This window comes from Chitinophaga sp. XS-30 (genome assembly GCF_008086345.1).
GTDB lineage: Bacteria > Bacteroidota > Bacteroidia > Chitinophagales > Chitinophagaceae > Chitinophaga.
The window spans coordinates 3,032,920-3,055,955 of sequence record NZ_CP043006.1 but is presented as its reverse complement, the minus strand read 5'-3'; the positions used below and the strand labels follow the sequence as shown (position 1 = coordinate 3,055,955).

Sequence of the window (23,036 nt, the reverse complement as noted above, 5' to 3'; positions counted from 1 at the left end):
CAAAATTGTAAAAGAAACTTATATGAATCCGAAACACGTGGCGCTCATTTCTGCTGAGCTGGGCATCTCCCAAAAGCAGGCTGAGAATACCATGACCTTATTGGCAGAAGGTTCTACTGTGCCCTTCATCAGCCGTTACCGGAAAGAACAGACGGGTAGTCTGGACGAGGTACAGATCGGCAAAGTGGAGGATATGAAAAAGCGGTATGAAGAGGTGGATGATCGTCGTGCGTTCATTATCAAGACCATTACCGAGCAGGAGAAAATGACCCCCGAGCTGCTGGCGAAACTGGAATCGTCCTGGGTGCTGGCAGAGCTGGAGGACATGTATCTTCCTTATAAGCCCAAACGCAAGACCCGTGCCACGGTGGCCATTGAAAAAGGCCTGGAGCCGCTGGCGAAGCTGTTGCTGGAGCAGCAGGAAAATACCCCCGAAGAAGCCGCGAAGTCATTCCTCAATGAACAGGTAGCCACCACCGAGGAAGCCCTCAAAGGCGCCCGCGATATCATCGCAGAGTGGATCAATGAAAATGCAGAGCTGCGCGACAAGCTGCGCAAGCTCTTCACCCATACCGCCGTACTCTCTTCCAAAGTAAATGAAGGCAAGGAAAGCGAGGGCGAGAAATACAAGGATTATTTCGATTTCCGCGAAGAGCTGTTTTCCATCCCCTCCCACCGGGTACTGGCCATTTTCAGGGGGGAATCGGAAGGTTTTCTCTTTGCCAGCATCACGCCTGTGGAAGAAGAAGCGCTGGAGATCATCAACAAACAATTCGTGACCGGTCATAATGCCAGCGCAGAACAGGTGACCAAAGCGGCGGCAGATGCTTACAAACGTCTGCTGCGCCCCTCGCTGGAAAACGAGTTCCGCGCTGCCGCCAAGGAAAAAGCAGATACAGAGGCTATAGAGGTGTTTGCAGAAAACCTGCGCCAGTTGCTGCTCGCCGCTCCGCTCGGTCCAAAAGCCGTGATCGCCATAGACCCCGGTTACCGCACCGGTTGCAAGACCGTGGCGCTGGACAGCCAGGGCAATATGCTGGACCATGATGTGATCTATCCACTGGAAAAGAACTACAAAAGCCAGGCTGCCGAGCAACTGCTGCACAGCTGGGTGAATAAATACGATATTGCTGCCATTGCAGTAGGTAATGGCACGGCAGGCCGTGAAACGGAAGAGTTCGTGAAGAAGATCGATTTCGGCCGCAAGGTGAATGTGTTCATGGTGAATGAAAGCGGCGCCTCGGTATATTCCGCTTCCGAAGTAGCGCGGGAAGAATTCCCCGAGCATGATGTGACCGTGCGGGGTTCCGTGTCCATCGGCCGCAGGCTGATAGACCCGCTGGCGGAACTGGTAAAGATCGATCCGAAAGCGATCGGTGTAGGCCAGTACCAGCATGATGTGAACCAAAGCCACCTCAAACAGAGCCTGGACCGTGTGGTGGTGAGTTGCGTGAACAATGTGGGCGTAAACCTGAACACGGCTTCCAAGCACCTGCTGGCGTACATCTCCGGTCTTGGGCCTTCCCTGGCGGAAAACATCGTGAAATACCGCAAAGAGAACGGCGCGTTCAAAAACCGTAAGGAACTGAAGAACGTGACCCGCCTCGGAGATAAAGCATTCGAGCAGTGCGCGGGCTTTTTGCGCATTGAGAACGGAGATAACCCGCTGGACAATTCCGCAGTGCATCCCGAGCGCTATCCCGTGGTGGAAGCCATCGCCACAAAGCAGCAATGCAGTGTGCAGGAGCTGATGGGGCGTGAGGACCTCCGGAAGAATATCAATATGAAGGATTTCATCAGCGAGGAAGTAGGCCAGGTTACACTGGAAGACATCCTTAAGGAACTGGCCAAACCCAGCCGGGACCCCCGTGACGAGATCGCCATCTTCGAATACGCCGAAGGCATCAAAAGCATGGAAGACGTGAAACCCGGCATGGTGCTGCCCGGCGTGGTGACGAACATCACCGCCTTCGGGGCCTTTGTGGATATCGGCGTGAAACAGGACGGGCTGGTGCACATTTCCCATCTCTCCAACAAATTCATCAGCAATCCCAATGAAGCGGTGAAGCTGAACCAGAAAGTGATGGTAACGGTGCTGGAAGTGGATATCGCGCGCAAGCGCATCTCTTTATCCATGAAAACCAATGAACCCGCTGGTGGCGGCGGCGGTGGGCAACGCCGTGAGCGGAAGGACAACAAGCCTGCGAAGGAAGCGCCGGTGAACGACTTCCAGGCCAAACTGCTGGCATTGAAATCGAAATTCAAATAGTATTGAACGGCATTGCTGAAAACAGGAAAAACCGGATAGACGAAATGGTCTATCCGGTTTTTTGTTGCCCTGATACCTGGATATGCAGCACGCTTCAAGGTGTGGACTTCCGGATATGATCGTCCCGGAAAATAAGCGGTTGCAGGCGTTTACAAGAATGACGGTGCAGGAAAGGCGAATAATCATTTGCTGTAAAAGCTGCGGCAACCGGTAATGTCTCAGCAATAGTTTTTGCAACTGAGCAACCTGTTAAAGCCCGTAATGCACAGCTCTCCCACGGCTTCCTCTCCTCTGGCGGTCACTGGCAGAAAATATCCCGCCGGAGATCTCCAGTGTTTTTCTCAGGCCTATTGTGAGTATCCTGTTATTGGTAAAGGCTGCGTAAGGCTCCTTGCTGAGCAATCCGCGCCATTCCATGAAAATGTAGTTCGTTATCTCATTGCTTTTCCCTTTCAGCGCAAACTGTCCCGCTACGGTCAGATAGGTAATATCCGTAGCCGATCCGCCAAATGCTTTCTTATAATTCTCCTCCGCCTGTGAAGTGAGGTTATGCCAGCCCTGGGTGAGCTGTGCGCTTAACAGGAAGGCATTGGTGTATTTCAGCGCCAGGCCGAAACGGAGGTTATGCTGGGTGATCACATTGGCGGAATCCATGAAATTGGGGATCGCTTTCATCCCGAAACCTAGCGGCATGAGCGTGATCGTAACGGGACCGAACTCCGCATTCAGATAGTTGTTCAGCACAATACCGCCTCTGCCGTACAGCATCAGGGCCGGCAGATAGGCCACCGAATCTTTGGCATCTATGGCCGCGCCCAGGTAGGGATTTACATCCAGGTCCCAGGAGAACCATTTGTCCGCTTTCTTCGGCACCAGCGATATGACGCCACCGAGGTTCACAATGGGCGTGAGGTTGGACAGGAATTTGTTGTTGCCCGTGAAGTTCGCACTGGCCAGCGCGCCGAGATAACTGTGAAAAATACTGTCGATCGAGCTGGCGTTGGAGGTCTCCGTTTCCGCTGCGGCGTTGTTGCTCCGGGTCACGTCAAAGCTGGCGGTACCGAGCTTGGCGCCACCGAAGTAGATGTTAAAAGCATGCTCTTTATCGGTATCCACAGCCGTACTGAGATCAAATACCGCATTGCCGTCGTTCTGATCAGGTTCGGCCGTTACTTTTTTCACTTCATTGCTCTGGTATTTCACTTCGATCTTTGCATGGTCCCCTGCTGCAAGGCCTGTAAATACCAGCTTGGCATCCTTTTGCCAGCCGTCCTTTGCAAGATCGATCTTGTTGCCGTCCCGGTCCACAAAGGGAGAGGCGCCCAGGTCAGCTTTGGGAATAACATACTGTTGGGCCGCAACAAACAGCGGGCTCCATAAAACAAGCAACGTAAAGATGAATTTCATTGGATCTGATTTAGTGTGACAGAGAATTTTGATAGTATTCGTTGAATAGGTACGATATAGGTGAATGATGCCGAGTTGGCGATGATGATGCCCACGATGTTGTTCTCCTCATCCACAACCGGGGCGCCGGAATCGCCGCCATCCGTGAGCTGGTCCGTGCGCACAAGCCCGCTGATGGAAACCGTTTTCCATTTCCCTTTTATCCAATAATTGATCTCGCATCTGGCGGCGGCCTCCTGTATGGCGCCGCTGATGATGCCGGTAGTGCGGCCCACGGACTTTACGGGATAACGATGCGTGGCATGATCGTCCGTGATGGTGAGCGGCAGCAACGGCGGTTTGTCTATCTTGCAGATGCGGTCCGTGACGCTGGCGGAATTTTCGATCAGGGCGATGGCACAGTCCAGCTGCCCGTTCAGGCACCCTTCCGTGACCCTTCCCAGCTCAAGCGGTTCATTGCCGGTAGCGCCGCCGTCTTCCACACTTGGGGAAACAACAATGGTATCGCCGAGGGAGTTCAGGGGTGAAAAGTCGAATTGTTCATCATTCAGTTCCGGGGCGCATAGCACATGATAGCAGCTTAGAAAGTATGTCTTCCCGTCTTTCCAGACCTTCAGGCCCAGTGTGCCGGAGCCGCTGATGTCCACTTTGCGGGAAACGGAGCAACCCGGCCGTTTGGGAACAGTGGAATCACAAAGCAGTTTTGGGCGGCTGGAAGCGTAGATCCGGCTTCCCTCCTCCCGCACGTCCGTAGGAATACTGTAGGTGCGGCCATTCACGGAGGTGAACCGGATATCCGGAGGGATGGGTGTATAGTATTGATCCCCTTCTTTCACCTTTTCCACGGGGCTGAACACCAGGCAATTGATGTCCGTCATTTCCCCCTTTGTCATTTTTTTCCCTGCCGCAACGGCTACGACATGGAAGACCTCTTTCCATTCGCTGAATTTCCTTTCTATGGCCTCGCGGATGATCTCCATCGGCACCTGGGCTTCCGGTGTTTCCGTATGACCGGATGCCGTTTTGCTGGCCTCCACATCTGCTTTCAGCTGATCACTCTGGGCTTTCAGGGCAGCGGCCAGGTCTTTGAGGTTTTGCTGGAATTCCCTGGCCCATTGTTCGGTTTCCGCCTTTACGGCGGCATTGAAGGTCTCCTGGAATTTCAGGAGCGCATCTACCATAATGGCAAAACGTTCCTGTGTCAGGGGCAGATTGCTGAAATAGAGCAATTGCCAGTTCTGCACAAAGCTGTTACGCAGGCTTTCCAGTTCCATTCCGGTAAGCATGAACCGTATCCAGCTGCTGGACAGCCCGTAATAGCGGTCGAATAACAACAAGCCGCCGCCCAGGCCCGCCAGAATGTACCCGATGTACAACACCATGATATTATTGCCGTTGATGGCGGAAAAATACGGGGCAAGGGTACTGGAGATGAACAGCACAATAGCGGCGACGCGAATGGTCTTGGCCAGTGTACCTTTACTTTTCCGGCAGTTGTGATACCATTCGATCTCACCGTCTGTCAGCAGAAGGATATTGGTAAAAAGCTGGTCCAGCTTCTTTTTCGCGAGGATATCGTCCCATTCGTTCATCGGCTCATACTGGATGAGCCTTTCGGGTAAAATAGCCATGTATGGTTTTCTTTACGAGTGTTAACAACATTCTATCGGAGCGCAGGGTGTCATATACAGGCAATAAAGCCTTCGGGGCATTGATCAGGTCATAGGGACAATTAATTTGGAGAAAAGTTATGCAATAGTTTGGCAAGTGCCTATTACATGTTCGTGTTATGCTATCGTTCGGGGGAAGGAGTGTTTATCTCACCCCTTCCCTTTCGTCAAATTTCTTCTTCCAGTCCAGCAGTTTCTGCGGCCAGGCGGTATCGCCCTTTTCACCGAAGAGTTTCACGGTTCTGTTCCGGGCAATGCCTACATACAGGATATCATCGTTCATATTGACGGCAAGGGCGGCTTCCTCCACGGTGCAGTTATGCGGTTTGCATCCTTCGTTAAAAAGAATACCGGCTTCCACTTCGATGGGCGGGGTTACTTTATAGCGTTGCAGGAAATCGTTCTCTTCTTTTCCGAGCAGTGTTTTCAGGCGGTCTTTTAAGGGTTTCTGCTGCAGGAGCCGGGTGTCTGCCGCATACTTTCCGTTGAAGCTCTCATAGCTGCGCCAGGATTCCACCAGCGAGGGGGTCAGTGCGGTATCCGTTACCTGGATCATGGTATCTGTGGGTATCATGGTCAGGGAATCGGGCGGTTGCTGTTCTTCTGTATTGCCGCCGGTGGACTGGCATGCATATAGGAAGACGGCAAGGGCCGCGATGCGGATGTATTTCATATGCCTAAGGGTTGATGTCAAATTCATAGATCGGGTCTATCCTGGAATCCGGGGGCATGTCAAACACCGGGTTGATCAGCCCGTCTTTCAGGCCGTACACCCAGCCGTGCAGGTGCGGCCTTTGCTCCTTACGCCAGGTTTCCTGGATGGTGATGGTCTTGGCCAGGTTCATCACCTGTTCCCGCACGTTCAGTTCGGTCAGGCGGTCCGCCTGCACCTCCGGTGTGTCCAGCCCGTCCACCTCCTCGCGGTGGATGCGGTAAACATCCTTGATGTGTTTCAGCCAGGGGTTGATGATGCCCAGGTTATCATTGGTCATGGCCGCTTTTACGCCGCCACATCCGTAGTGACCAACTACCAGCACATGCTCTACCTTCAGTATCTTGACGGCGTATTCCAGTACCGTGAGCAGGTTCATATCCGTATGCACGACCATATTGGCCACATTGCGGTGCACGAATATCTCACCGGGCAGCGTATTGGTGATCTCGTTGGCCGGCACCCGGCTGTCCGAGCACCCGATCCACAGGAATTTCGGCGCCTGCTGGTGTTGCAGGCGGGTAAAGAAATCCTTGTCTTCCGCCACCATTTTGGCGGCCCATACTTTGTTATTTTCCAGCAGTTGCCTGAAAAGTTCCATGCCTGTTATTGTTTATTTGCCTTTAAATACCGGCGCCCGCTTCTCCAGGAAGGCCTGCATGCCTTCTTTCTGGTCTTCCGAAGCAAAGAGCAGGTAAAAATTCTTCCGTTCAAAATGCAGCCCTTCTTCCAATGTACTGTCAAATGCCCGCAATACGGACTCTTTGGCCATTTTTACAGCGATGGGGCTTAACTGCGCGATCTCCGCCGCGAGGCGGAACGCTTCTTCAAGGTATAACTCTACCGGCACGATTTTGTTCACCAGCCCGGCATGCAATGCTTCCTCTGCTGAAATAAACCTGCCCGTCAACACCATTTCCATCGCCAGGGCTTTGCCTACCGCGCGGGTGAGGCGCTGGGTGCCTCCCGCCCCGGGCATCACCCCTATCTTTATTTCCGGTTGGCCGAATTTCGCCGTTTCGCTGGCAACGATCATATCGCAGAGCATCGCCAGCTCACATCCCCCGCCAAGCGCAAATCCGCTGACCGCTGCGATCACCGGCTTTTTGATCTTTTTGATCGCATCCCAGGTGCTGAACTGATCTACATTATACATATCCATGGCGGAACGCCCGGCCATCTGTTTAATGTCCGCCCCGGCTGCAAAGGCCTTGTCATTCCCGCTCAGTACGATCACCCGTACCTGTTCATCTTCGTCCAGCGCTTTAAGGGTATCACGCAGCTCCGTCATCAGCTGGAGATTGAGGGCATTCAGCTCCTTCGGCCGGTTCAGCCGGATATGCGCAATGTAAGGCTGCGCCTGTTGGTGTACGATCAGAAATTCAGGGGGCATATTCATAACGTTATCAGGCAAATATCAGAATAAATAATAAAAACAGCAGCAATACAACGACCGTGCCTGCGAAATATACGACGAGGGACAGTGCCGCCCGCCACAAAGCGCCGCCGAACGTTTTCCCGTACACATTGCGCAGGGCAAAGACGTAGTAGATGAAAACCAGCAGCAGCATCCATCCGTACAGGTCGTCATAACGCAGCAGCAGGTTGATCAGCATCAGCGGGATAGACAGGAGGAAGATGAACGTATGGATGTGGATCGAGAATATCCCGTGCTCCGCATAATACATCTTGCTGCGGGAGAAGAACCACTTCAGCACGAGGGCGAAGAATGGCAGGAGAATGAACATCAGCTTCGGATAGTTGTGCGTGAATTTGTTTTTCAGCACCTCCTCCGCTCTGCTGCCGTGGCGTTCGCGGAGGCTCAGCATCTTGCCAATGAATTTGCGCTGCAGGAAGCCATCCCGCTCTTCAGGAGTGAGTGCGCGCTGGAGGGAATCATACTCGCGGACGGTGCGTTTCTGCACGCCCAGAAAGGGCTGTCCGCCAAATTCCAGCCCGCGGATGGCTTTTTCGATGTCGATGGAATCGGTCCTGTTGGTGGCGCGGGACAGGGAATCCTCCAGTCTCAGCTTCGCCGCTTCCAGCGCACGCCCCGCCGTTTGCCTGACACTGCTTTCCACTTCCTCCGCGCGCACCGTATCGCCGCCGCTGTTGACCATGCTCAGGATAAGAAAAAAAACGAAAGAGGTGAATACATACAGGCGGATCGGGTTCACAAAATCTGCGCGATGGCCTGCCAGGTAGCGCTTGGTAAGGTAGCCCGGGTAAAAGAAAAGGTATTTGAGGGTGGAAAGGAATTTTGAATCGTAATGCGTGATATCCTGAAAAAAATGATTGACCAGATGACCGAATGACTCTTTCGTTTCCACATTTTCCTGTCCGCAGTGCGAACAGAACCGGTCCGGCACCTCTGTACCGCAGTTCAGGCAGTTCTTGTCTTTCCCCTCAGGTGTTGTGTTTTCACAGTTTAGATTTCAGTTAACGATGGCTAAAGATAAAAGATTTATACGTTTTGTTTTGTTCGAACGTTAGTATTTTTGCAGCTCCCCCAAAGGGGCATCAGCATTATGAATATATTGAAAACACTATTCGCAGGCCTTTTACTGGTGGCAGGCCAGGCCAAAGCCCAGTATTTTTACCAGGATGTGTACAACACACAGCAGACAATGGCTACCATGGCAGCGTTCAAGGCCAACAAGGTCAGCTTCCAGCATGTAAGAACACTGGATGCCAATCAGCAGACGGACAATGATTTCATCTGCATCCGCGGCATGAATGCCAGCCACCGGCAGATGCGCGCCGTTACGCAAAGCAGCGTCAGCGGCCGCTCCACGCTTACCTCCTCTTTCAACAATGCCGGCAGGCTCACTAAAACCGTGGATAGTTCCGAAACCGCCATCAATACGATCACCTATCAATATGACGGCGCAGGACGGTTGCTGCAGATACAGAACAGCTCGAAGGGGCGTGAGGACAAGTTCCGGATGATGGAAAGCCGGTATTTCGTGTATGACACACTCGGGCATCTTACCGGGCTGGTGATCAAAAAAGAGGGGCTGGACTCCGTTTTTGTGACGGTGGTGACCGATACGGCGGGACGGGTGACCGAAGAAGCGCACCCCGGCCGCCAGCGGGTGTATTACAATTATGATGCGCAAGGCAGGCTGACCGATGTGCTGCGTTATCATCCCAGCCGCAAGCGGATGCTGCCGGATTACAGTTTTGAGTATGATGCCGCGGGGAAGCTGGCGCAGATGACGGTGGTAAATATTGAACGGGGAGATTATATGATCTGGAAATACAGTTATGACGGCAAGGGACTGCCGGAGCGGGAAGACTGCTATGGGAAAGGGAATGAGCTGTTGGGGATGGTACGGTACCAGTATGAATATTTTAAGTAGACGTAAAAAAAATACTTTGCAGAATTAAAACAATTCCTATCTTTGCCATCCCAACGAAAAAAGTTCTTATTTATAAGCGGAAGTAGCTCATTTGGTAGAGCACGACCTTGCCAAGGTCGGGGTGGCCGGTTCGAGCCCGGTCTTCCGCTCCAGACGATATTCCAAACTGTCCAAAGCGGTTTGGAATTTTTGTTTAAAGTTCTTTGTGAATGTTTTTATACATTTACAAGGCAGGATACCCGGGTGGTGGAATTGGTAGACACGCCGGACTTAAAATCCTGTGAGCTGCAAGGCTCGTACGGGTTCGACTCCCGTCCCGGGTACTGATTTTCAATCAGGTATAAAGGCTTCCGAAAGGAGGCCTTTGTTATTTTCAGGGAATTGCAAGCAGATGAATGGGTACAGATAAAGCAAATTCTCCAATCCCTTCAAGGCCAACTCACTTCCTTTCGCGGATTAAAAAAACCTAAAATGCAATTTGGGTTTCTTACACATATTTGCACATGCGTCTTTTCATGGAAGCCCGCACCATCGTAAATAGGTTCTCCTTCGATAAAAATTCCCCTTACGGTATCGAATGGCGGTTCTCCGGTTTTATTGTTAAGTTCATGAATGTTTTTTATAACCGCACAATCCAACTTACGAAGTACCCGATCTTTTGAGTTTTTATAATCATCATTAATGGGAAGAGTATTAACTATTTCGAAGCAGGGGATCTTTTAACGGCTTTTTTAGCCGCTACTTTCTTCGGGGTAGTTGAAACAATAATATCTCGAATCCCCAAATCATCTATTAGAGCGGACGCAGCCTTCTGCGAATGACGAACTTTCTGATTTTGTGCAATCAGCGCCGCTTTCAACTTTTTATAACCCGCTATTGTCATACTTCAAAACAAATTGCTACCTGGGACGGGGAGCCCTTACAACACCACAGCAAGATGTAATTGCATTACGAATAGCGATATCTGTTTTATGTGGAAAATGTTTTCTCAACTTACTGACAAGATAATCTACTTCCCATTGTTCTTCACAAGAGAATTTTGAACGATCTCCCCCATCTCGAATACGCCTGTCATCATAATCTGACCAATCTTCATTCAGCACAGGATGTATCATATGTTATATTTAATAGTTGATTAAAACCAAGAATTTCTATACAGACACGAAACCGCCCGCTTGAGGGTGAATGCATCTTCGCTAAGCTGAAACTTAATGTTGTAAATCGCAAAAATTCAGCAAATCCTGGAATTTATAAGCTGATTGGGTTATTTGAGAAGTAAAGAACCAGATACCCCAAAAACCAAAGCCAGAGATCCAAAGCAAAACACCTCAAAATATTACATTCACTTTGTAATTCAAAGTACTTTTCATTAACTTTGAATTACATCACATAAAATCGACACCATGAAAATTTCAAAAACAAGATTTATCACCATCTTCCTTATTTCGGCTTTTGCCTTTCAATTTATCTCCAATTCACTTTTGGGAGACGAAATTTCGCTCTTTCCACGCAACGGAGAGTGGTATCCGGGGGGTGGCTCGTCAATAGCCTGGAAAAATACAGCGGGTGCTATCATATACCCTGTCAAATATATCCTGGTGGAACCCTTATCATTCCTGGCTCAAGATCCGGATCCGGTACCTCCCATACTGTTGATTGCATTTGCTATTTACTGGGCGGCAATAGCATTGGTGCTTTACTATCTCTGCTATCTCTTCCGTAAAATAATCACGCGAAAAAAAACATGAATTTAAAGGGATCAATATTCCCGCTATTGGCTAATTCGAAAGTCTGTGGTGAACCCAACAAAAAGGTTCGGCGTTATATCTTTTATAGATCATTCAATATGCAAGTATGAACCGGATGGAAAAAATATATCATGAGGCAAAGGCTGACAAATGGTTCAAGCGGTTTGCTGTTTTTTGCCGCATCGCGCTGGCCGCGAGTTTTATTCCAGCAGGCTCCGTTAAAATCATGAATGAACGATTTGCTGCAGGCCTGCCGTCCAATAACCCTTTAGGCCATTACTTCGATGCCTTGCACCAAACGGGATACTACTATACCTTTATTGGAATTGTCCAAATCATAACAGCTATATTATTACTGATCCCGCGAACTTCCCTTCTCGGTGCACTGATGTATTTTCCGGTCATCGTCAATATTTGTGTGTTGACTTATGCTACCCGTTTTGAAGGCACCCGCATTGTCACGATGATGGTATTGGCAAGCTTGTTTTTATTGATTTGGGATTATAACCGCTTAAAACACATTTTGCCGTTCAAGCAGCCCAAAGCAGATCCTATGGTGACAGAAAAGCCGTTGGGTATGCGGCTCCGGATCATATTTTTTGGCGGTTGCTTTGCAGTCCTGGCCTTTATCATCATCGGCACCTCCTATTTGTATGAGATCGGGCCGTGCAACTCCGAAGCTGCGTGCAGAAATCAATGTGCCGGCAGCAAAAATCCCGCGGCCTGCGAAATTTTCTGCGACTGCATTTATAAACAAGGTCTGCCACTGGATAGTTGTCTGGCAAATTTTGACAGAGCAAAGGATATGCGCAAATCCATTATCAAGTAGCTATTGCAAGATGAAAGGGTAATGATTTAAACAGTTCACGAGATATTCCGATGAATAATAGCGCTTAAACCCTCCTGCAGTAACATCTCTTCCCCGTTGATAAAATCCGGCGATTCATCGAAACCATCAGGTGGTAATGTTCAGGTGCTGTATTAGTCCGTTTTCAATGGTGTGGTGAAATTTCATGACCAACGGGCTTCCATCGAAGTTTCCCGAAACTTCTGCCAAAAGAATATTCTGCGTTCCATTTTCGTTGTACGCCAACGGTTTCAAAAAAGGGCGCAGATGCTCGTTACACTTTTCAATCCAGCTCCTGATTTCGGACCTTCCCGAATACTCATTACCTTCATCTGCAACCACAGCTGTTTCCGAGAAACACCCGGTATGGGCGATGCTATCATAATTGTTCTGAGCATCTATCATTTCTTTAATCACTTTTGGCAATTTCATCGTTTTTATTTTTTTATTTTACCGTACAAATTTCGGATGTATGCACCTTCCCTGCAAGTACGGAAAAGCGAATCATATAGGGATAAATTTATCCCCTATGCTACTTTAAGCATAAGTCTTAATTTTGTCCTATGTATCAAAGAAAAAGTTTACCAACATTAAATTGCGGGCTTGACCTGGTTGGCGAAGTTCTGTTCGGTAAATGGAAAATGCGTTTGCTCTGGTTTATCAATGAAGGGCATCAGCGGCCGAGTCAGCTGCAGCGCCAGATCCCGGATGCATCCCGCAGAGTTTTAAACGTACAATTGAAAGAACTGGAAGATCATGAGTTGATCACGAAAATCGTCTACCCCGTTGTACCCCCGAAGGTAGAATATAGCCTTACCGAATTCGGCAAAACCCTGATTCCCATCATCAATACGTTAGGGCAATGGGGGGATGATTATGAGGAGCGGCTCAAATGTGTGATTACAAAAAGTCTTCATCAAAGCTGATGTACCGCTGCCAAGTTTCAGGGGCAGCAGGGCCGCGGGGTTGAGAGGCACAAAGCTATCCTTATACGAAGGAGGCGTACGCATGCCTTTCATCATATCCTGGCCGGGACATATTCCCCCCGGCACTGTTGACAGTTCCTCTGCAATGAGCGCCGTAGATCTGATCCCGTCCCTCGCCAGCCTGAGCAACATTTCCCTTCCAGGAGATTACCGCAGCGATGGCATCGACAGAAGCGCCGTATTATTGGGAAAGCCGGCGACAAGAAACAAAGAAATGTTCTGGGAATATGGCCGTAACGACATTGCCTTCAGATATCCTCCACCCAGAGATAAAAGCCCCAATCTTGCGATCCGTTCCGAAGACTGGAAACTGCTGATGAATAGCGACAGTACGGATATTCAGCTGTATAACATAAAAGAGGATAAATACGAAACGAATAATATTCAGGAGAGCGAGCCGGCCATTGTTGAAAAGCTGAAAGACAAATTGTTGCGGTGGTGGGATTCCCTTCCGAAATTGACGCAACCGGGTAGTTAGCCACACTTCTCTGTCTTTTAGAAGAAGCTAAATTTTCTCCTTTATTGCCTCTTCCACTATTTGGCAATAGTCATTATATAAAGTTTCCCCTCCGTCAATTCCCAAATCGTCTAAAATTGCCGGGAGCCTGGCTTTAAACTCTTTGAAATCTCTCCTAAGTTTATTAACACCAGGAATTGTTCTTCTTCTTGATGCAGCAGTTAACCAGTTCCTTATTTTTTCAAGTACAGTATCCGGATCATTATTATGAGCTTTTGCATCTATTCCCTTCAAATCTGAAGTACACTCCAAATATGAATATTTTACACGTTCAAATATCAACGTCAACCCCATATCTTAAAAGAAGTAGCGCATGTTAGCCTCTAATCCCGAACTATTGCGTCATGTACAAGATGAAGTTCTTTTTCGGCGCTTGCTTTCAAGGTAGCATTCCATCAAATCCACGCTTCTGAAATTGATTTCCCCCGCCGCAATCCGCCGTTCATAACAAAAAGATAATCCCTGTATGATTTTTTCATTATTTTAGAATGAAAGATCATCTTCTTTGAAGATAAGAGCCTCCATATTATTCATTTGCCTGTTTACCTATATAACAGAACTGGCGGCCCTGCCTGCTTACTGCATGCCTGCTCCGGAGGAAGCATGTACAGCCAAAACGGCTTGCAGCCCCTGCAAGAAGCCGCCAAAGGATACATCGGACAGGCAGGAGACCAATTGCTATCTGAACTGTCCCCTTTGCTATGTTATGACGCTAACGGGTGCAGTGCTGCCAGGCAAATCACCCGGCCTTATAAAAAGAGAATATCCGCTATTCAGGTCAGACTACGTTTTCATCTTCTGCTCAACGACCTGGAAACCTCCGAATGTACACTGACACATATCGCCATTCTTCGGAACCAATTTTACTTTCATTTTAAACATTACATATGAAAAAGGCATTTCTATTGGCTTCAGCATTCGTATTGCTGAGCGGATCGGCAGTTTTTGCAAACGCCGAAAAAAAGGACAAGGACAAAGGCAGGAAACCCGCATGTACAGCACAAACCTGTACCAAGCCCTGCCCAAAGCCTTGTCCGAAACCTTGCCTACCGGTAAACTGCGACAAAAACAAATGCGGAAAAGGGTAAGCCTTGACTGCATATAACAGGAAAGCCCCCGGCCTGCCGGGGGCTTCTTCTTTAGTTCCGGGTGCTTGTTTAAAGCAGGCTTCGGCGAAGCAGGAAACCGAACTACTGCTGGATGATGTGATGCATTAACGAAAAACGGTCAATAGGTGCAAATGCCCTATTAAACAGCAACGAATGCTGATGCAACCGGTATTGAAGAACATCCAAAAAAGCAAATTGGCCAGGCACAGCCTGACCAATTACCAATGATATTCTTCCATGCGGGGCTAAAGATCCACCACCACGAATCTACTGCTTCGATATCCTGTACAATTTCCCCTGGTCCGTAACGGCATACAGCGCACCGTCCTTCCCTTCCGTGATATCGCGGAAACGCTGGCCTTCTCCTTCCAGCAGCCTTTCCTCCCCTGTCACCTTGTTATCCTCAATAACAAGCCTGGCGATATGAATGCTGCTGAGGCCGCAGATGAAGAGATTATTCTTCCACTCTTCAATGCCCTTGCCGCTGTAAAACGTGATGCCGCTGGGGGAAAGCACAGGGTCCCAGTAATAAACAGGTTGCTCCATACCTTCCTTTTGCTGTATGCTGTCTCCGATCTTGGGACCGCTATACTCAATACCATAAGTGATCACCGGCCAGCCGTAGTTCTTGCCGGCTTCCACCCTGTTCAGCTCGTCACCACCGCGTGGACCGAACTCTGTTTCCCACAGATCCCCCGTCCCCGGGTGAAAAGCTAATCCCTGCACATTCCGGTGACCGTAGGAATAAAGCTCCGGCCGCGCATCCGCATTGTTCTCGAAGGGATTGCCTGCCGCAGGCTGACCGTCTGTAGTGATGCGTACGATCTTCCCTAATGCGGATTTAAGGTCCTGCGCCTGGGGCCTTGTTTCCAGATCGGAACGTTCCCCGGTGCTCACCAGCAGGTTACCGCTTTTATCCATCAATATCCTCCCGCCATAATGCAGGGTGCCTTTATAAGCCGGCGTAGCGCGGTATATCACGGTAGCGCCTTCGATCGTCTTTTCATCCGCGGAAAGCTTTCCTTTCGCTACCGCGGTCAGGTTACCTTCCGGCAGCGCTTCGGAAAACACCCAGTATAACATCCTGTTCGTCTCGAAACCGGGATCAACGAAGATGCCCAGCAGACCACCCTGACCTTTGGGGTTCACTTCCGGAATACCGGTGAGCCGCTCGCTCAATTCTCCCGTAGCGGACGCAATCACCATGGTGCCGCTTTTTTCGGTAATGATGAACCTGCCGTCAGGGAGACTGGCAATGCCCCAGGGGAATTTAAGGGTGCTGTCCAGCACTTTCACCTCATAGGGTGTGGCAGTTTTTACACCTGCAATCCTGGTCTGGCCGGGAAATGCGGGTGCATAGGATGTATTGGCCGCTTTCGATTCCACCGGCGGTAATGTGTCCGTTGCTGCCGTTCCCTGCTTTTGGGCAGAATCACAGGAAGCCAATGCCAGCATGGCCGCTGCAAAAAACATAGGAGTAACTCTTTTCATGCTTCTGAGAATTTATGCCTTACAAGTTATGTATTTATAGCGGGATTTACCAATCCGCCCCTATGCACTGCCGGCGGCAGTCCGCCCGTCAGACATGGAACGTCCGCTTCAGGTCCTGCCCTTTCTTCAGCCTGAAATGGATAAAAAGCAAAATTACCACGACAGGTACTACACATGCCGCGACAATTACACTCCAGTTCAGCCGCCATGTTCCCCACATGAAGAACGAAATGATCCACTCAGCGGATATGCACAACAATGCCGCACCCATAAAAGCATAGGCGATCAGGTTGATCCCTTTATACCGCGCCGATTGAACAACCTTCATATAGATCAGCCCGATCACATTCACTCCCAGCAGCAGGGGGATCGCCAGCCGGTCCGCCCAGCTCACTCCCCCGGTGATCACATCCAGCAGCAACAGGCCGCCGGAAGCCAGTATAAAAGCGCTGGCTATCCCGGCCAGCTTGTTCTTTGTCCAGAAAGCGAAGATGGACACATAACAAAAGATGACCAGTCCGGATGCCGTGGTGTATTCCGACCAGGTGATCTTTTTACTGATGATCAAATTGACGATCAGGGCGGCAACGATACCGGAACCTAAAATGATGGAAATGATCTCCCAGGTGAACCTGCGTTGCGTTCTGTTCAACGAAGCCTTCAGATAACTTGCAGGCTTGTCGTCAACCGCAGATTCCGCATCCTGGTCATGTACCGGTTTGCCGCATAAAGGGCAGACCAGCATATCTTCTTCCAGCTCTACACCGCAGTTTTTACAATACATAGCTGATTATTTAATGATCTTGACAGGTATGCCATTCTTCACCAGGTACGTCAGAAAAACCCGCTCCAGCTCCCTCGACCGCGTGATATTGCCAAAAGCCAGCACCAGTTCATCTCCAAACCCAACCACACCGCAACTGACACGCAGCACTTTATTGGGTGGCGGGGGAACAAATACGAACCTGTTGATCAGCGCATCGATCTCCTCTCCAAAACTCACCTTGCCCAGATTCGTCACCACGCCGCTGTATTGCTTTGTTCCCGATGTGTACAATCTGGACATGATGAAGGACTTGAAGAACAGCGGCACCCGTCTCAGGAACGCATTCCGCTCACCACCCACATTACGCGATATCATTTTGCTGATCAGTTTTTTATCGGTTTCCAGCTGCATCTGGTGATAAACCGTTTTCACGATCTCTTCAAAAGTAAAATGTCCTAACCGCAGATCGATGCCCGGCATTACATACAGGGAAAAGTTCCGCATGGTGCGGGAAGGGAATATCCGCCGGAGGTTCACCGGCACTTCAATTCTCAATATCTTGCGGCTGGTGCGTTTACCGAATTCCGAAAGCTGCTGATAGACCTCCTGTAAAGCATAGAGATAAACGGCCGTCAGGTACTCCGTGAGGCTCACGTTATATGCTTTGGCTGCCCTGATCACATCCGTCACCGGCATCACCGCTTTCAGCACTTCAAAACGGGGAGTGCCTTTCAGCCGGAAGGGAACGTGAAATGCCAAAGGGACCTTTACCGGCTTTACATCGATCTTCCTGAAATACTGGTTATACGCATCTGCCGATTCTTCAGGATGTGGCTGTTCCCCGGGATGGAGATATTCCAGGTCCGCGGGAACCGGTATGCCGCATTTGTCAAAATAAACAGCCAGCAGTGTTTTCAGGAAAGCAAAGGCGCCGGTGCCATCTGTAAGGATGTGAGAAAATTCCACACTGATACGGTTCTCTCTCACCAGCACCCTGAACATCAGTTCATTTTTACCGAAGGCCCGGCAGGGAATCCCTTGATCTGCCTCTATGGCAACAGGCAGATTCTCCGCCTCCAGGTAATACCAGAAGAAACCTGATTTCAACTGCATTTTATAATACGGGAAACGGTCCTCTATGGCCTGTGCTGCCTGCTGAAACGGCCTGGCCCTGATCCGGTCCTTCAGCTCAACGCCTACCCGGAAAACGGCGGTCAGCTCCTCACCTTTTATGGCGGGATATATTTTGGCCGCATTATCCAGGCGAAGCCAGCGATCGCTGTGATGTACCTGACCTTCCATAACAACAATAAGATTTGTTCCGTGATATGTTATCCCCTCAATGTTGACGCCATTTATGACTATCTTCGGGATGTAATGCAGATTTCACCGGCGTTAACAGCAATCAATTATTTTGGCAAGTTACCAAAGCAAGATATTCACTTTTCTCTTACGGTTGATCGATAAAAAAAACTTTCTCCAGCGACAGCTGAGATCCGGGAGATTCGATCGCTTTGATTGCCCGGTTCCCCCGGCCTCACTCTTCGGCCGTATTGAAAAACATCAATTATATGCCAGGAATGTGTTCACGCTCCAGCCGGCCCGCGCAACCGGCAGCCGCACGCATATTTTATACCTGCATGGCGGCGCATATGTGCAATCCTTTACCCTGCCGCACTGGTATTTCCTGTCGGGATTGCTCAAAGGCACCGGCGCCGGAATTACCGCGCCGGATTATCCGCTGGCCCCGCAGCATACTTACCGGGAGGCGTTTGCCATGGTGGAATCACTGTATAAACAGCTGATCTCCGTGCATGATCCCTCCTCGCTGGTGCTGATGGGTGATTCCGCAGGCGGGGGATTCGCGCTGGCCCTGGCGCAAAAAATGAAAAACGATCATATGCCGATGCCGGGCCGCATCATTCTGCTATCCCCCTGGCTTGACATTGCCCTGGAAAACCCTGCCATAAAAGCCCTGGATAATAAAGACCCGTTTCTGGGAAGAGAAAGCCTGCGGCAGGCAGGCAAACTGTATGCAGGCGGAACAAGCCCCGATCATTATTTGCTCAGCCCCATAAACGGCCCGCTGAAAGACCTGGGCAGCATCACCGTTTTTGCAGGCTCTCATGAAATATTGTCCGCCGATACCCGGAAACTGAAAGCCATGGCCGAATCCATCGGAGCCGACCTGGATTATTATGAGTATGCAGACATGATCCACGGCTGGATACTGCTGCACTTCCCGGAGTCGCAGCAAGCCAAACAACAGATCATCGATCTGATCCTGAAGATGGAAGACAGGAACCAAAAATAACGGTGCAATTTCCGGCCTGCATCCGGTAATTGCCCGAACAAGTATGCGCATATCCATTTCTGGCAGAAATATTGTGCACTATTCTGATCAAAAAGCAGGATATGAAAGAGCAGCAAAAACCATGGTGGCAAACGGGCGTCATTTACCAGATTTACCCCCGGTCTTATCAGGACAGCAACAACGACGGCATCGGTGACCTGAAAGGGATCATCCGGCGGCTGGACCATCTCCACTGGCTGGGTATAGACGCCATCTGGATATCGCCCATTTTCCCATCTCCCATGGCTGATTTTGGATACGATGTAAGCGATTATACCAATATCCATCCCATTTTCGGCAACCTGTCGGATTTCGATGAGCTGCTGGCCGCCGTGCATGCCCGGGGTATGAAGCTGCTGCTGGACCTGGTACCGAACCATACTTCCCACCAGCATCCCTGGTTCCTGTCATCCCGCTCCTCGCGGAAAGATCCGAAACGCGACTGGTATATCTGGAAAGACCCGAAACCCGATGGTTCTCCGCCCAACAACTGGCTGAGCGTTTTCGGCGGCAGCGCCTGGGAATGGGATGAGACAACACAGCAATACTACTATCACTCCTTCCTGAAAGAACAGCCGGACCTGAACTGGCGGAATCCTGACGTACAGGAAGCGATGTTCGATGTCATGCGGTTCTGGCTGGACAAGGGGGTGAATGGCTTCAGGGTGGATGTATTGTGGTTCATCTTCAAAGATGAACAGTTGCGGAACAATCCGCCTAATCCGGACTTCGCGCAGCATATGCCGGACTATGACCAGTTGCTGCCGGTGTATTCTACAGATCAGCCGGAGGTGCAGGAGATCACCCGCCGGATGCGCAGCGTGCTGGAAGAATACGAAGATGCACGGGTACTGATCGCGGAAGTGTATCTGCCGATCAGGGAACTGATGGCCTATTATGGCGCCGATAACAAAGGCGCACATCTCCCCTTCAACTTCCTGCTGCTGTCCCTCCCCTGGGACGCCCTGCAGATCGCCGCTACCATCGATCAATACGAAGGCGCTTTGCCGCCGCAGAGCTGGCCGAACTGGGTGCTCAGCAATCACGACAGGCCCCGGATCACCAGTCGCGTTGGCGCTGGGCAGGCCCGCATTGCCGCCATGCTGCTGCTTACCTTGCGGGGTACGCCAACTATTTATTATGGTGACGAGATAGGGATGCGCGATGTAGCCATTCCTTTTGAAGAGATCATGGACCCGCAGGGGCTGAATATGCCGGATAAAAACCTCAGCCGCGATCCTGCGCGCACACCCATGCAGTGGGATACCGGCAAGAATGCCGGGTTTACGGAAAATAAACCATGGCTGCGGCTGGACAAGGCCTATGCGCGTATGAATGTGTTGGAACAGCGGGAAGACCGCCATTCCATGCTGCGCCTGTACCGCAGGCTGATCAGCCTGCGGCGTAAAGAGCCTGCGCTTGCCACAGGCAGCTACAGGACCGTTTATGCAGACACCCAGCTCCTGGCTTTTACCCGTCAGCAGGAGGGCTGCGATGGATTCCTGATCGTGCTGAACCTCACCCACCGCCCCGGTTATTTCCGGCCGCAGGATTTCACATTCAGCGGAACGGTGGAACTCTCCGCATCCCGGGAATCGGAAGGCAGCAAGATAAGTGATATGATCAGCCTGGATGGGGATGAAGGGCTGGTGATCAGGCTGGAGCGTGCGGACTGATGTGTTATCAACCGGCGGTCTCTTGCAATATCTTCAATACCTCCGGTGTAAGCGACCCGAACACGGACACCCCCGCGGCCCCGTTTTCCACGGCCAGCTGCACGCCCTCGCGGATCTGCGCTGCATCTCCCTTGAAATCCGGCAGGAACAGGCCGGCGTATAAAGGGAACGCACCATGCAAGGCATGCACGCCTTCCGCTACGGCATCACCGATCCACTTGACGCTCTCTTTGTAAAAACCGTGATAGATCATCGGGCAAATGGCGTCCAGCGGCCAGTTGACCCAGTCCTGCCGCACAATACGTTTCGCTATCTCGGGCGTGGGGAACACGGCGGCGGTAATGGGCTTGCGGTGCGCGCGGGCCACTTCGGCCATATTGCTGACCACATGCGTGATACTGTCATAACGGAATTTGCGCCAGGAGGGGCTTTGATCAGGATGCGCCATGTCCATCGGGTCTGTTCCATAAGCGGCTTTGTATTTTGTACGACAGGCATTGCAATAACAAAAATCATATTCGGGCAATTCGCGGGACTGGTCTATACCGTACTGCGCCCAAAGGTTCACGGGCAGCACTACATCCACAAAACGGATATAATCCAGGTGAAGGCCGTCCACATAGTCTTTGGACAATATCTGCTCCGCCTGCCCCCGGAGATGTGCTACCACCGCTTCTTTATTCGGGCAAAGGAAACGGTAATAGTTCACATACGGCGGGTTGGTGGCGCAGGATTCGCCTTTCCTGTTCTCTGAATACCATTCCGGGTGGTTGGCCAGCAGGTCCTTATCCCCCCGGTTCATCGTCCAGAACCAGCGGTGTGCAGCGATCCCCGCTTCCTTCGCTGCCGAGAAATGCAGCAGGCTGTCTTCCTCAAAATAGATCACACCGATACCGGCCTGCCGGTAAGAGCGATAGCGTACCTTCAGCTCCGCGGCAGTGTCCTTATGGTCCGGATTGATCCACACGCGGTGCTGTACCTTTTCAGGTGCGGCGGTAACGGGCAGGATACCGGCCCTGCTTGTCAGTCCCGGTTGCATGAGCGCCAGGCTGCCCAGCCCCAGCGATTTGATGAAGTGACGCTTATTCATGACGAAAAATGATTTTGCCTTCGTGATCGATAATATTTACAAATCCCGCCTGCCGGATGGTGGCGGTGAATTGGGTGGAAGTAGCTTCTATCACCGGCTGGTAGGCCGTATCCTGCCAGCCCAGCGCAGCGGGGTCACTGGTGTAATGCCCATGCTGCCGGCGGTAGCGTTGCTGACGGTGATACAACTCCCGCAATGCCTGCTGCGCCCCGGCGGTAGCAGGCTCCCGGAAAGGCGTTCCGGGGATGGCGCTGAACTGCAGGTAGCCCCATTTTTCAGGGGCATGCATGTTGATGATGCCCTGCGGTGACCATACCCAGTTGTATTCCGGGGTTTTCGGGCGTTTGACGTAGCGCCCGTTCACAACATCCGTTTGCCATTGCACACGCGAGAAATTGATCCGCCAGGTAGCGCCTTCTTCCGGGGTAATGCGGGTATTGAAGAACGCAAGCGCCTTGAACGGGATAGCCATCTCCACCGTCCATGACCGGTCTTTATCGGCGGGATTGTTCAGGGTGCCGTTGATATGTACAGCGGTGCGGAGGCCTTTCGTATCCCAGTTGAGCATGGCAGGGCCGCCGTTGCGGTAGGGTTTGGACATGAACAGGTCCATCACCGTATTCAGCGCATTGATCTCTATCTCGAAATACTGGTGCGTATCTCCGTCCGGATCAATGAACACCTCGAAATCATTGTCATGGAAAATGATGGTATCATGCTGCCGCAGGGTTGCCCATATATGCGGTTCCGTCAGTTCCGCGAAGATGTAAAGATGTTGTGCGTCCCAGCACATTTTCACGCGGGTGCGGTGTAAGGGCGCGGGCCGGGCATCTCCTTCGATATCGGAAAAATCTTCCGTCCACACTGCCTGCTGCCACGAAGTCTCGGTGGGAAGACCGTCTATGCTGATCGCTTCCCGCGTCTGGTAACAAACGTAATGGCGGGGCGCCTGAGCATTAGCCCGCATTCCCGCGGTCAATAAACTGATAATGATAATAACACGAAGCGGATACATGGCGCTAAATATAACCAT

Annotated in this window: 21 protein-coding genes and 2 tRNA genes; 10 read left to right on the top strand and 13 right to left on the bottom strand. The window is 50.9% G+C overall.

What is annotated here, in order from left to right; all coding sequences use genetic code 11:
• Positions 1-22 precede the first annotated feature (22 nt).
• Positions 23-2,269 (top strand): Tex family protein, encoded by a 2,247-nt coding sequence (locus FW415_RS12560; protein WP_148385424.1) that lies wholly within the window; start codon positions 23-25, stop codon positions 2,267-2,269.
• 249 nt (positions 2,270-2,518) lie between these two features.
• Here FW415_RS12560 and FW415_RS12555 read toward each other — a convergent pair whose 3' ends face one another.
• The 6 genes from FW415_RS12555 to FW415_RS12530 form a co-directional block, all read right to left on the bottom strand.
• Complete coding sequence (locus FW415_RS12555) at positions 2,519-3,676, bottom strand: hypothetical protein (RefSeq protein WP_148385421.1); 1,158 nt, start codon at positions 3,674-3,676, stop codon at positions 2,519-2,521.
• Complete coding sequence (locus FW415_RS12550; RefSeq protein WP_148385418.1) at positions 3,673-5,307, bottom strand: SLATT domain-containing protein; 1,635 nt, start codon at positions 5,305-5,307, stop codon at positions 3,673-3,675. Before FW415_RS12550 ends, FW415_RS12555 begins: the two co-directional genes overlap by 4 nt.
• Before the next feature lie 184 nt (positions 5,308-5,491).
• Positions 5,492-6,019, bottom strand: coding sequence for a hypothetical protein (locus FW415_RS12545; protein WP_148385416.1), 528 nt, complete (start codon positions 6,017-6,019; stop codon positions 5,492-5,494).
• A 4-nt stretch (positions 6,020-6,023) separates the two neighbouring features.
• A complete protein-coding gene (locus FW415_RS12540; protein ID WP_148385413.1) occupies positions 6,024-6,659 on the bottom strand; it encodes a carbonic anhydrase in 636 nt (211 codons plus the stop codon).
• Between the two features lie 12 nt (positions 6,660-6,671).
• On the bottom strand, positions 6,672-7,451 hold the full coding sequence (locus FW415_RS12535; protein WP_148385411.1) for an enoyl-CoA hydratase-related protein: 780 nt from the start codon (positions 7,449-7,451) through the stop codon (positions 6,672-6,674).
• Positions 7,452-7,464: 13 nt separating this feature from the next.
• Positions 7,465-8,388: a DUF3667 domain-containing protein gene (locus FW415_RS12530; RefSeq protein WP_168208797.1), complete on the bottom strand. Its 924-nt coding sequence runs from the start codon at positions 8,386-8,388 to the stop codon at positions 7,465-7,467.
• A gap of 198 nt (positions 8,389-8,586) precedes the next feature.
• Here FW415_RS12530 and FW415_RS12525 point away from each other — a divergent pair, with 198 nt between their 5' ends.
• The 5 genes from FW415_RS12525 to FW415_RS12505 all read left to right on the top strand — a co-directional run bounded on the left by FW415_RS12525 (position 8,587) and on the right by FW415_RS12505 (position 11,997).
• Positions 8,587-9,420, top strand: coding sequence for an RHS repeat domain-containing protein (locus FW415_RS12525; RefSeq protein ID WP_148385406.1), 834 nt, complete (start codon positions 8,587-8,589; stop codon positions 9,418-9,420).
• A 76-nt stretch (positions 9,421-9,496) separates the two neighbouring features.
• Positions 9,497-9,572: transfer RNA gene (locus tag FW415_RS12520), tRNA-Gly, on the top strand.
• Between the two features lie 85 nt (positions 9,573-9,657).
• Positions 9,658-9,743, top strand: a tRNA-Leu gene (locus tag FW415_RS12515).
• Between the two features lie 1,080 nt (positions 9,744-10,823).
• Entirely contained in the window at positions 10,824-11,168 is a 345-nt protein-coding gene (locus tag FW415_RS12510; RefSeq protein WP_148385403.1) for a hypothetical protein, read from the top strand.
• Positions 11,169-11,274: 106 nt separating this feature from the next.
• On the top strand, positions 11,275-11,997 hold the full coding sequence (locus FW415_RS12505) for a DoxX family protein (RefSeq protein ID WP_148385401.1): 723 nt from the start codon (positions 11,275-11,277) through the stop codon (positions 11,995-11,997).
• A 126-nt stretch (positions 11,998-12,123) separates the two neighbouring features.
• Here FW415_RS12505 and FW415_RS12500 read toward each other — a convergent pair whose 3' ends face one another.
• Entirely contained in the window at positions 12,124-12,447 is a 324-nt protein-coding gene (locus FW415_RS12500; protein WP_148385398.1) for a nuclear transport factor 2 family protein, read from the bottom strand.
• Between the two features lie 131 nt (positions 12,448-12,578).
• On the opposite strand from FW415_RS12500, the gene FW415_RS12495 reads away from it, so the two are divergent.
• Both FW415_RS12495 and FW415_RS12490 read left to right on the top strand, forming a co-directional pair.
• Entirely contained in the window at positions 12,579-12,941 is a 363-nt protein-coding gene (locus FW415_RS12495; protein WP_148385396.1) for a helix-turn-helix domain-containing protein, read from the top strand.
• A 40-nt stretch (positions 12,942-12,981) separates the two neighbouring features.
• Positions 12,982-13,479: a sulfatase gene (locus FW415_RS12490; protein ID WP_210420875.1), complete on the top strand. Its 498-nt coding sequence runs from the start codon at positions 12,982-12,984 to the stop codon at positions 13,477-13,479.
• A 27-nt stretch (positions 13,480-13,506) separates the two neighbouring features.
• On the opposite strand, the gene FW415_RS12485 is transcribed toward FW415_RS12490, so the two are convergent.
• The 4 genes from FW415_RS12485 to FW415_RS12470 form a co-directional block, all read right to left on the bottom strand.
• Positions 13,507-13,770, bottom strand: coding sequence for a hypothetical protein (locus FW415_RS12485; protein ID WP_148385390.1), 264 nt, complete (start codon positions 13,768-13,770; stop codon positions 13,507-13,509).
• A gap of 1,124 nt (positions 13,771-14,894) precedes the next feature.
• On the bottom strand, positions 14,895-16,118 hold the full coding sequence (locus FW415_RS12480) for a PQQ-dependent sugar dehydrogenase (RefSeq protein WP_148385388.1): 1,224 nt from the start codon (positions 16,116-16,118) through the stop codon (positions 14,895-14,897).
• A gap of 88 nt (positions 16,119-16,206) precedes the next feature.
• Positions 16,207-16,902 carry a DUF6320 domain-containing protein gene (locus FW415_RS12475; RefSeq protein ID WP_148385386.1) on the bottom strand — a complete coding sequence of 232 codons (696 nt, stop codon included), beginning with the start codon at positions 16,900-16,902 and terminating at the stop codon, positions 16,207-16,209.
• A gap of 6 nt (positions 16,903-16,908) precedes the next feature.
• Positions 16,909-18,186 carry a hypothetical protein gene (locus FW415_RS12470; RefSeq protein WP_148385383.1) on the bottom strand — a complete coding sequence of 426 codons (1,278 nt, stop codon included), beginning with the start codon at positions 18,184-18,186 and terminating at the stop codon, positions 16,909-16,911.
• A gap of 280 nt (positions 18,187-18,466) precedes the next feature.
• Here FW415_RS12470 and FW415_RS12465 point away from each other — a divergent pair, with 280 nt between their 5' ends.
• Together FW415_RS12465 and FW415_RS12460 are read left to right on the top strand one after the other, a co-directional pair.
• Complete coding sequence (locus FW415_RS12465) at positions 18,467-19,198, top strand: alpha/beta hydrolase fold domain-containing protein (protein ID WP_168208796.1); 732 nt, start codon at positions 18,467-18,469, stop codon at positions 19,196-19,198.
• A gap of 101 nt (positions 19,199-19,299) precedes the next feature.
• Complete coding sequence (locus tag FW415_RS12460; protein WP_148385378.1) at positions 19,300-20,913, top strand: alpha-amylase family glycosyl hydrolase; 1,614 nt, start codon at positions 19,300-19,302, stop codon at positions 20,911-20,913.
• Between the two features lie 7 nt (positions 20,914-20,920).
• Here the strand turns inward: FW415_RS12460 and FW415_RS12455 are convergent, their stop codons facing one another.
• Complete coding sequence (locus tag FW415_RS12455; RefSeq protein WP_148385376.1) at positions 20,921-22,003, bottom strand: Tat pathway signal protein; 1,083 nt, start codon at positions 22,001-22,003, stop codon at positions 20,921-20,923.
• A complete protein-coding gene (locus FW415_RS12450; protein ID WP_148385373.1) occupies positions 21,996-23,036 on the bottom strand; it encodes a carbohydrate-binding family 9-like protein in 1,041 nt (346 codons plus the stop codon). Before FW415_RS12450 ends, FW415_RS12455 begins: the two co-directional genes overlap by 8 nt.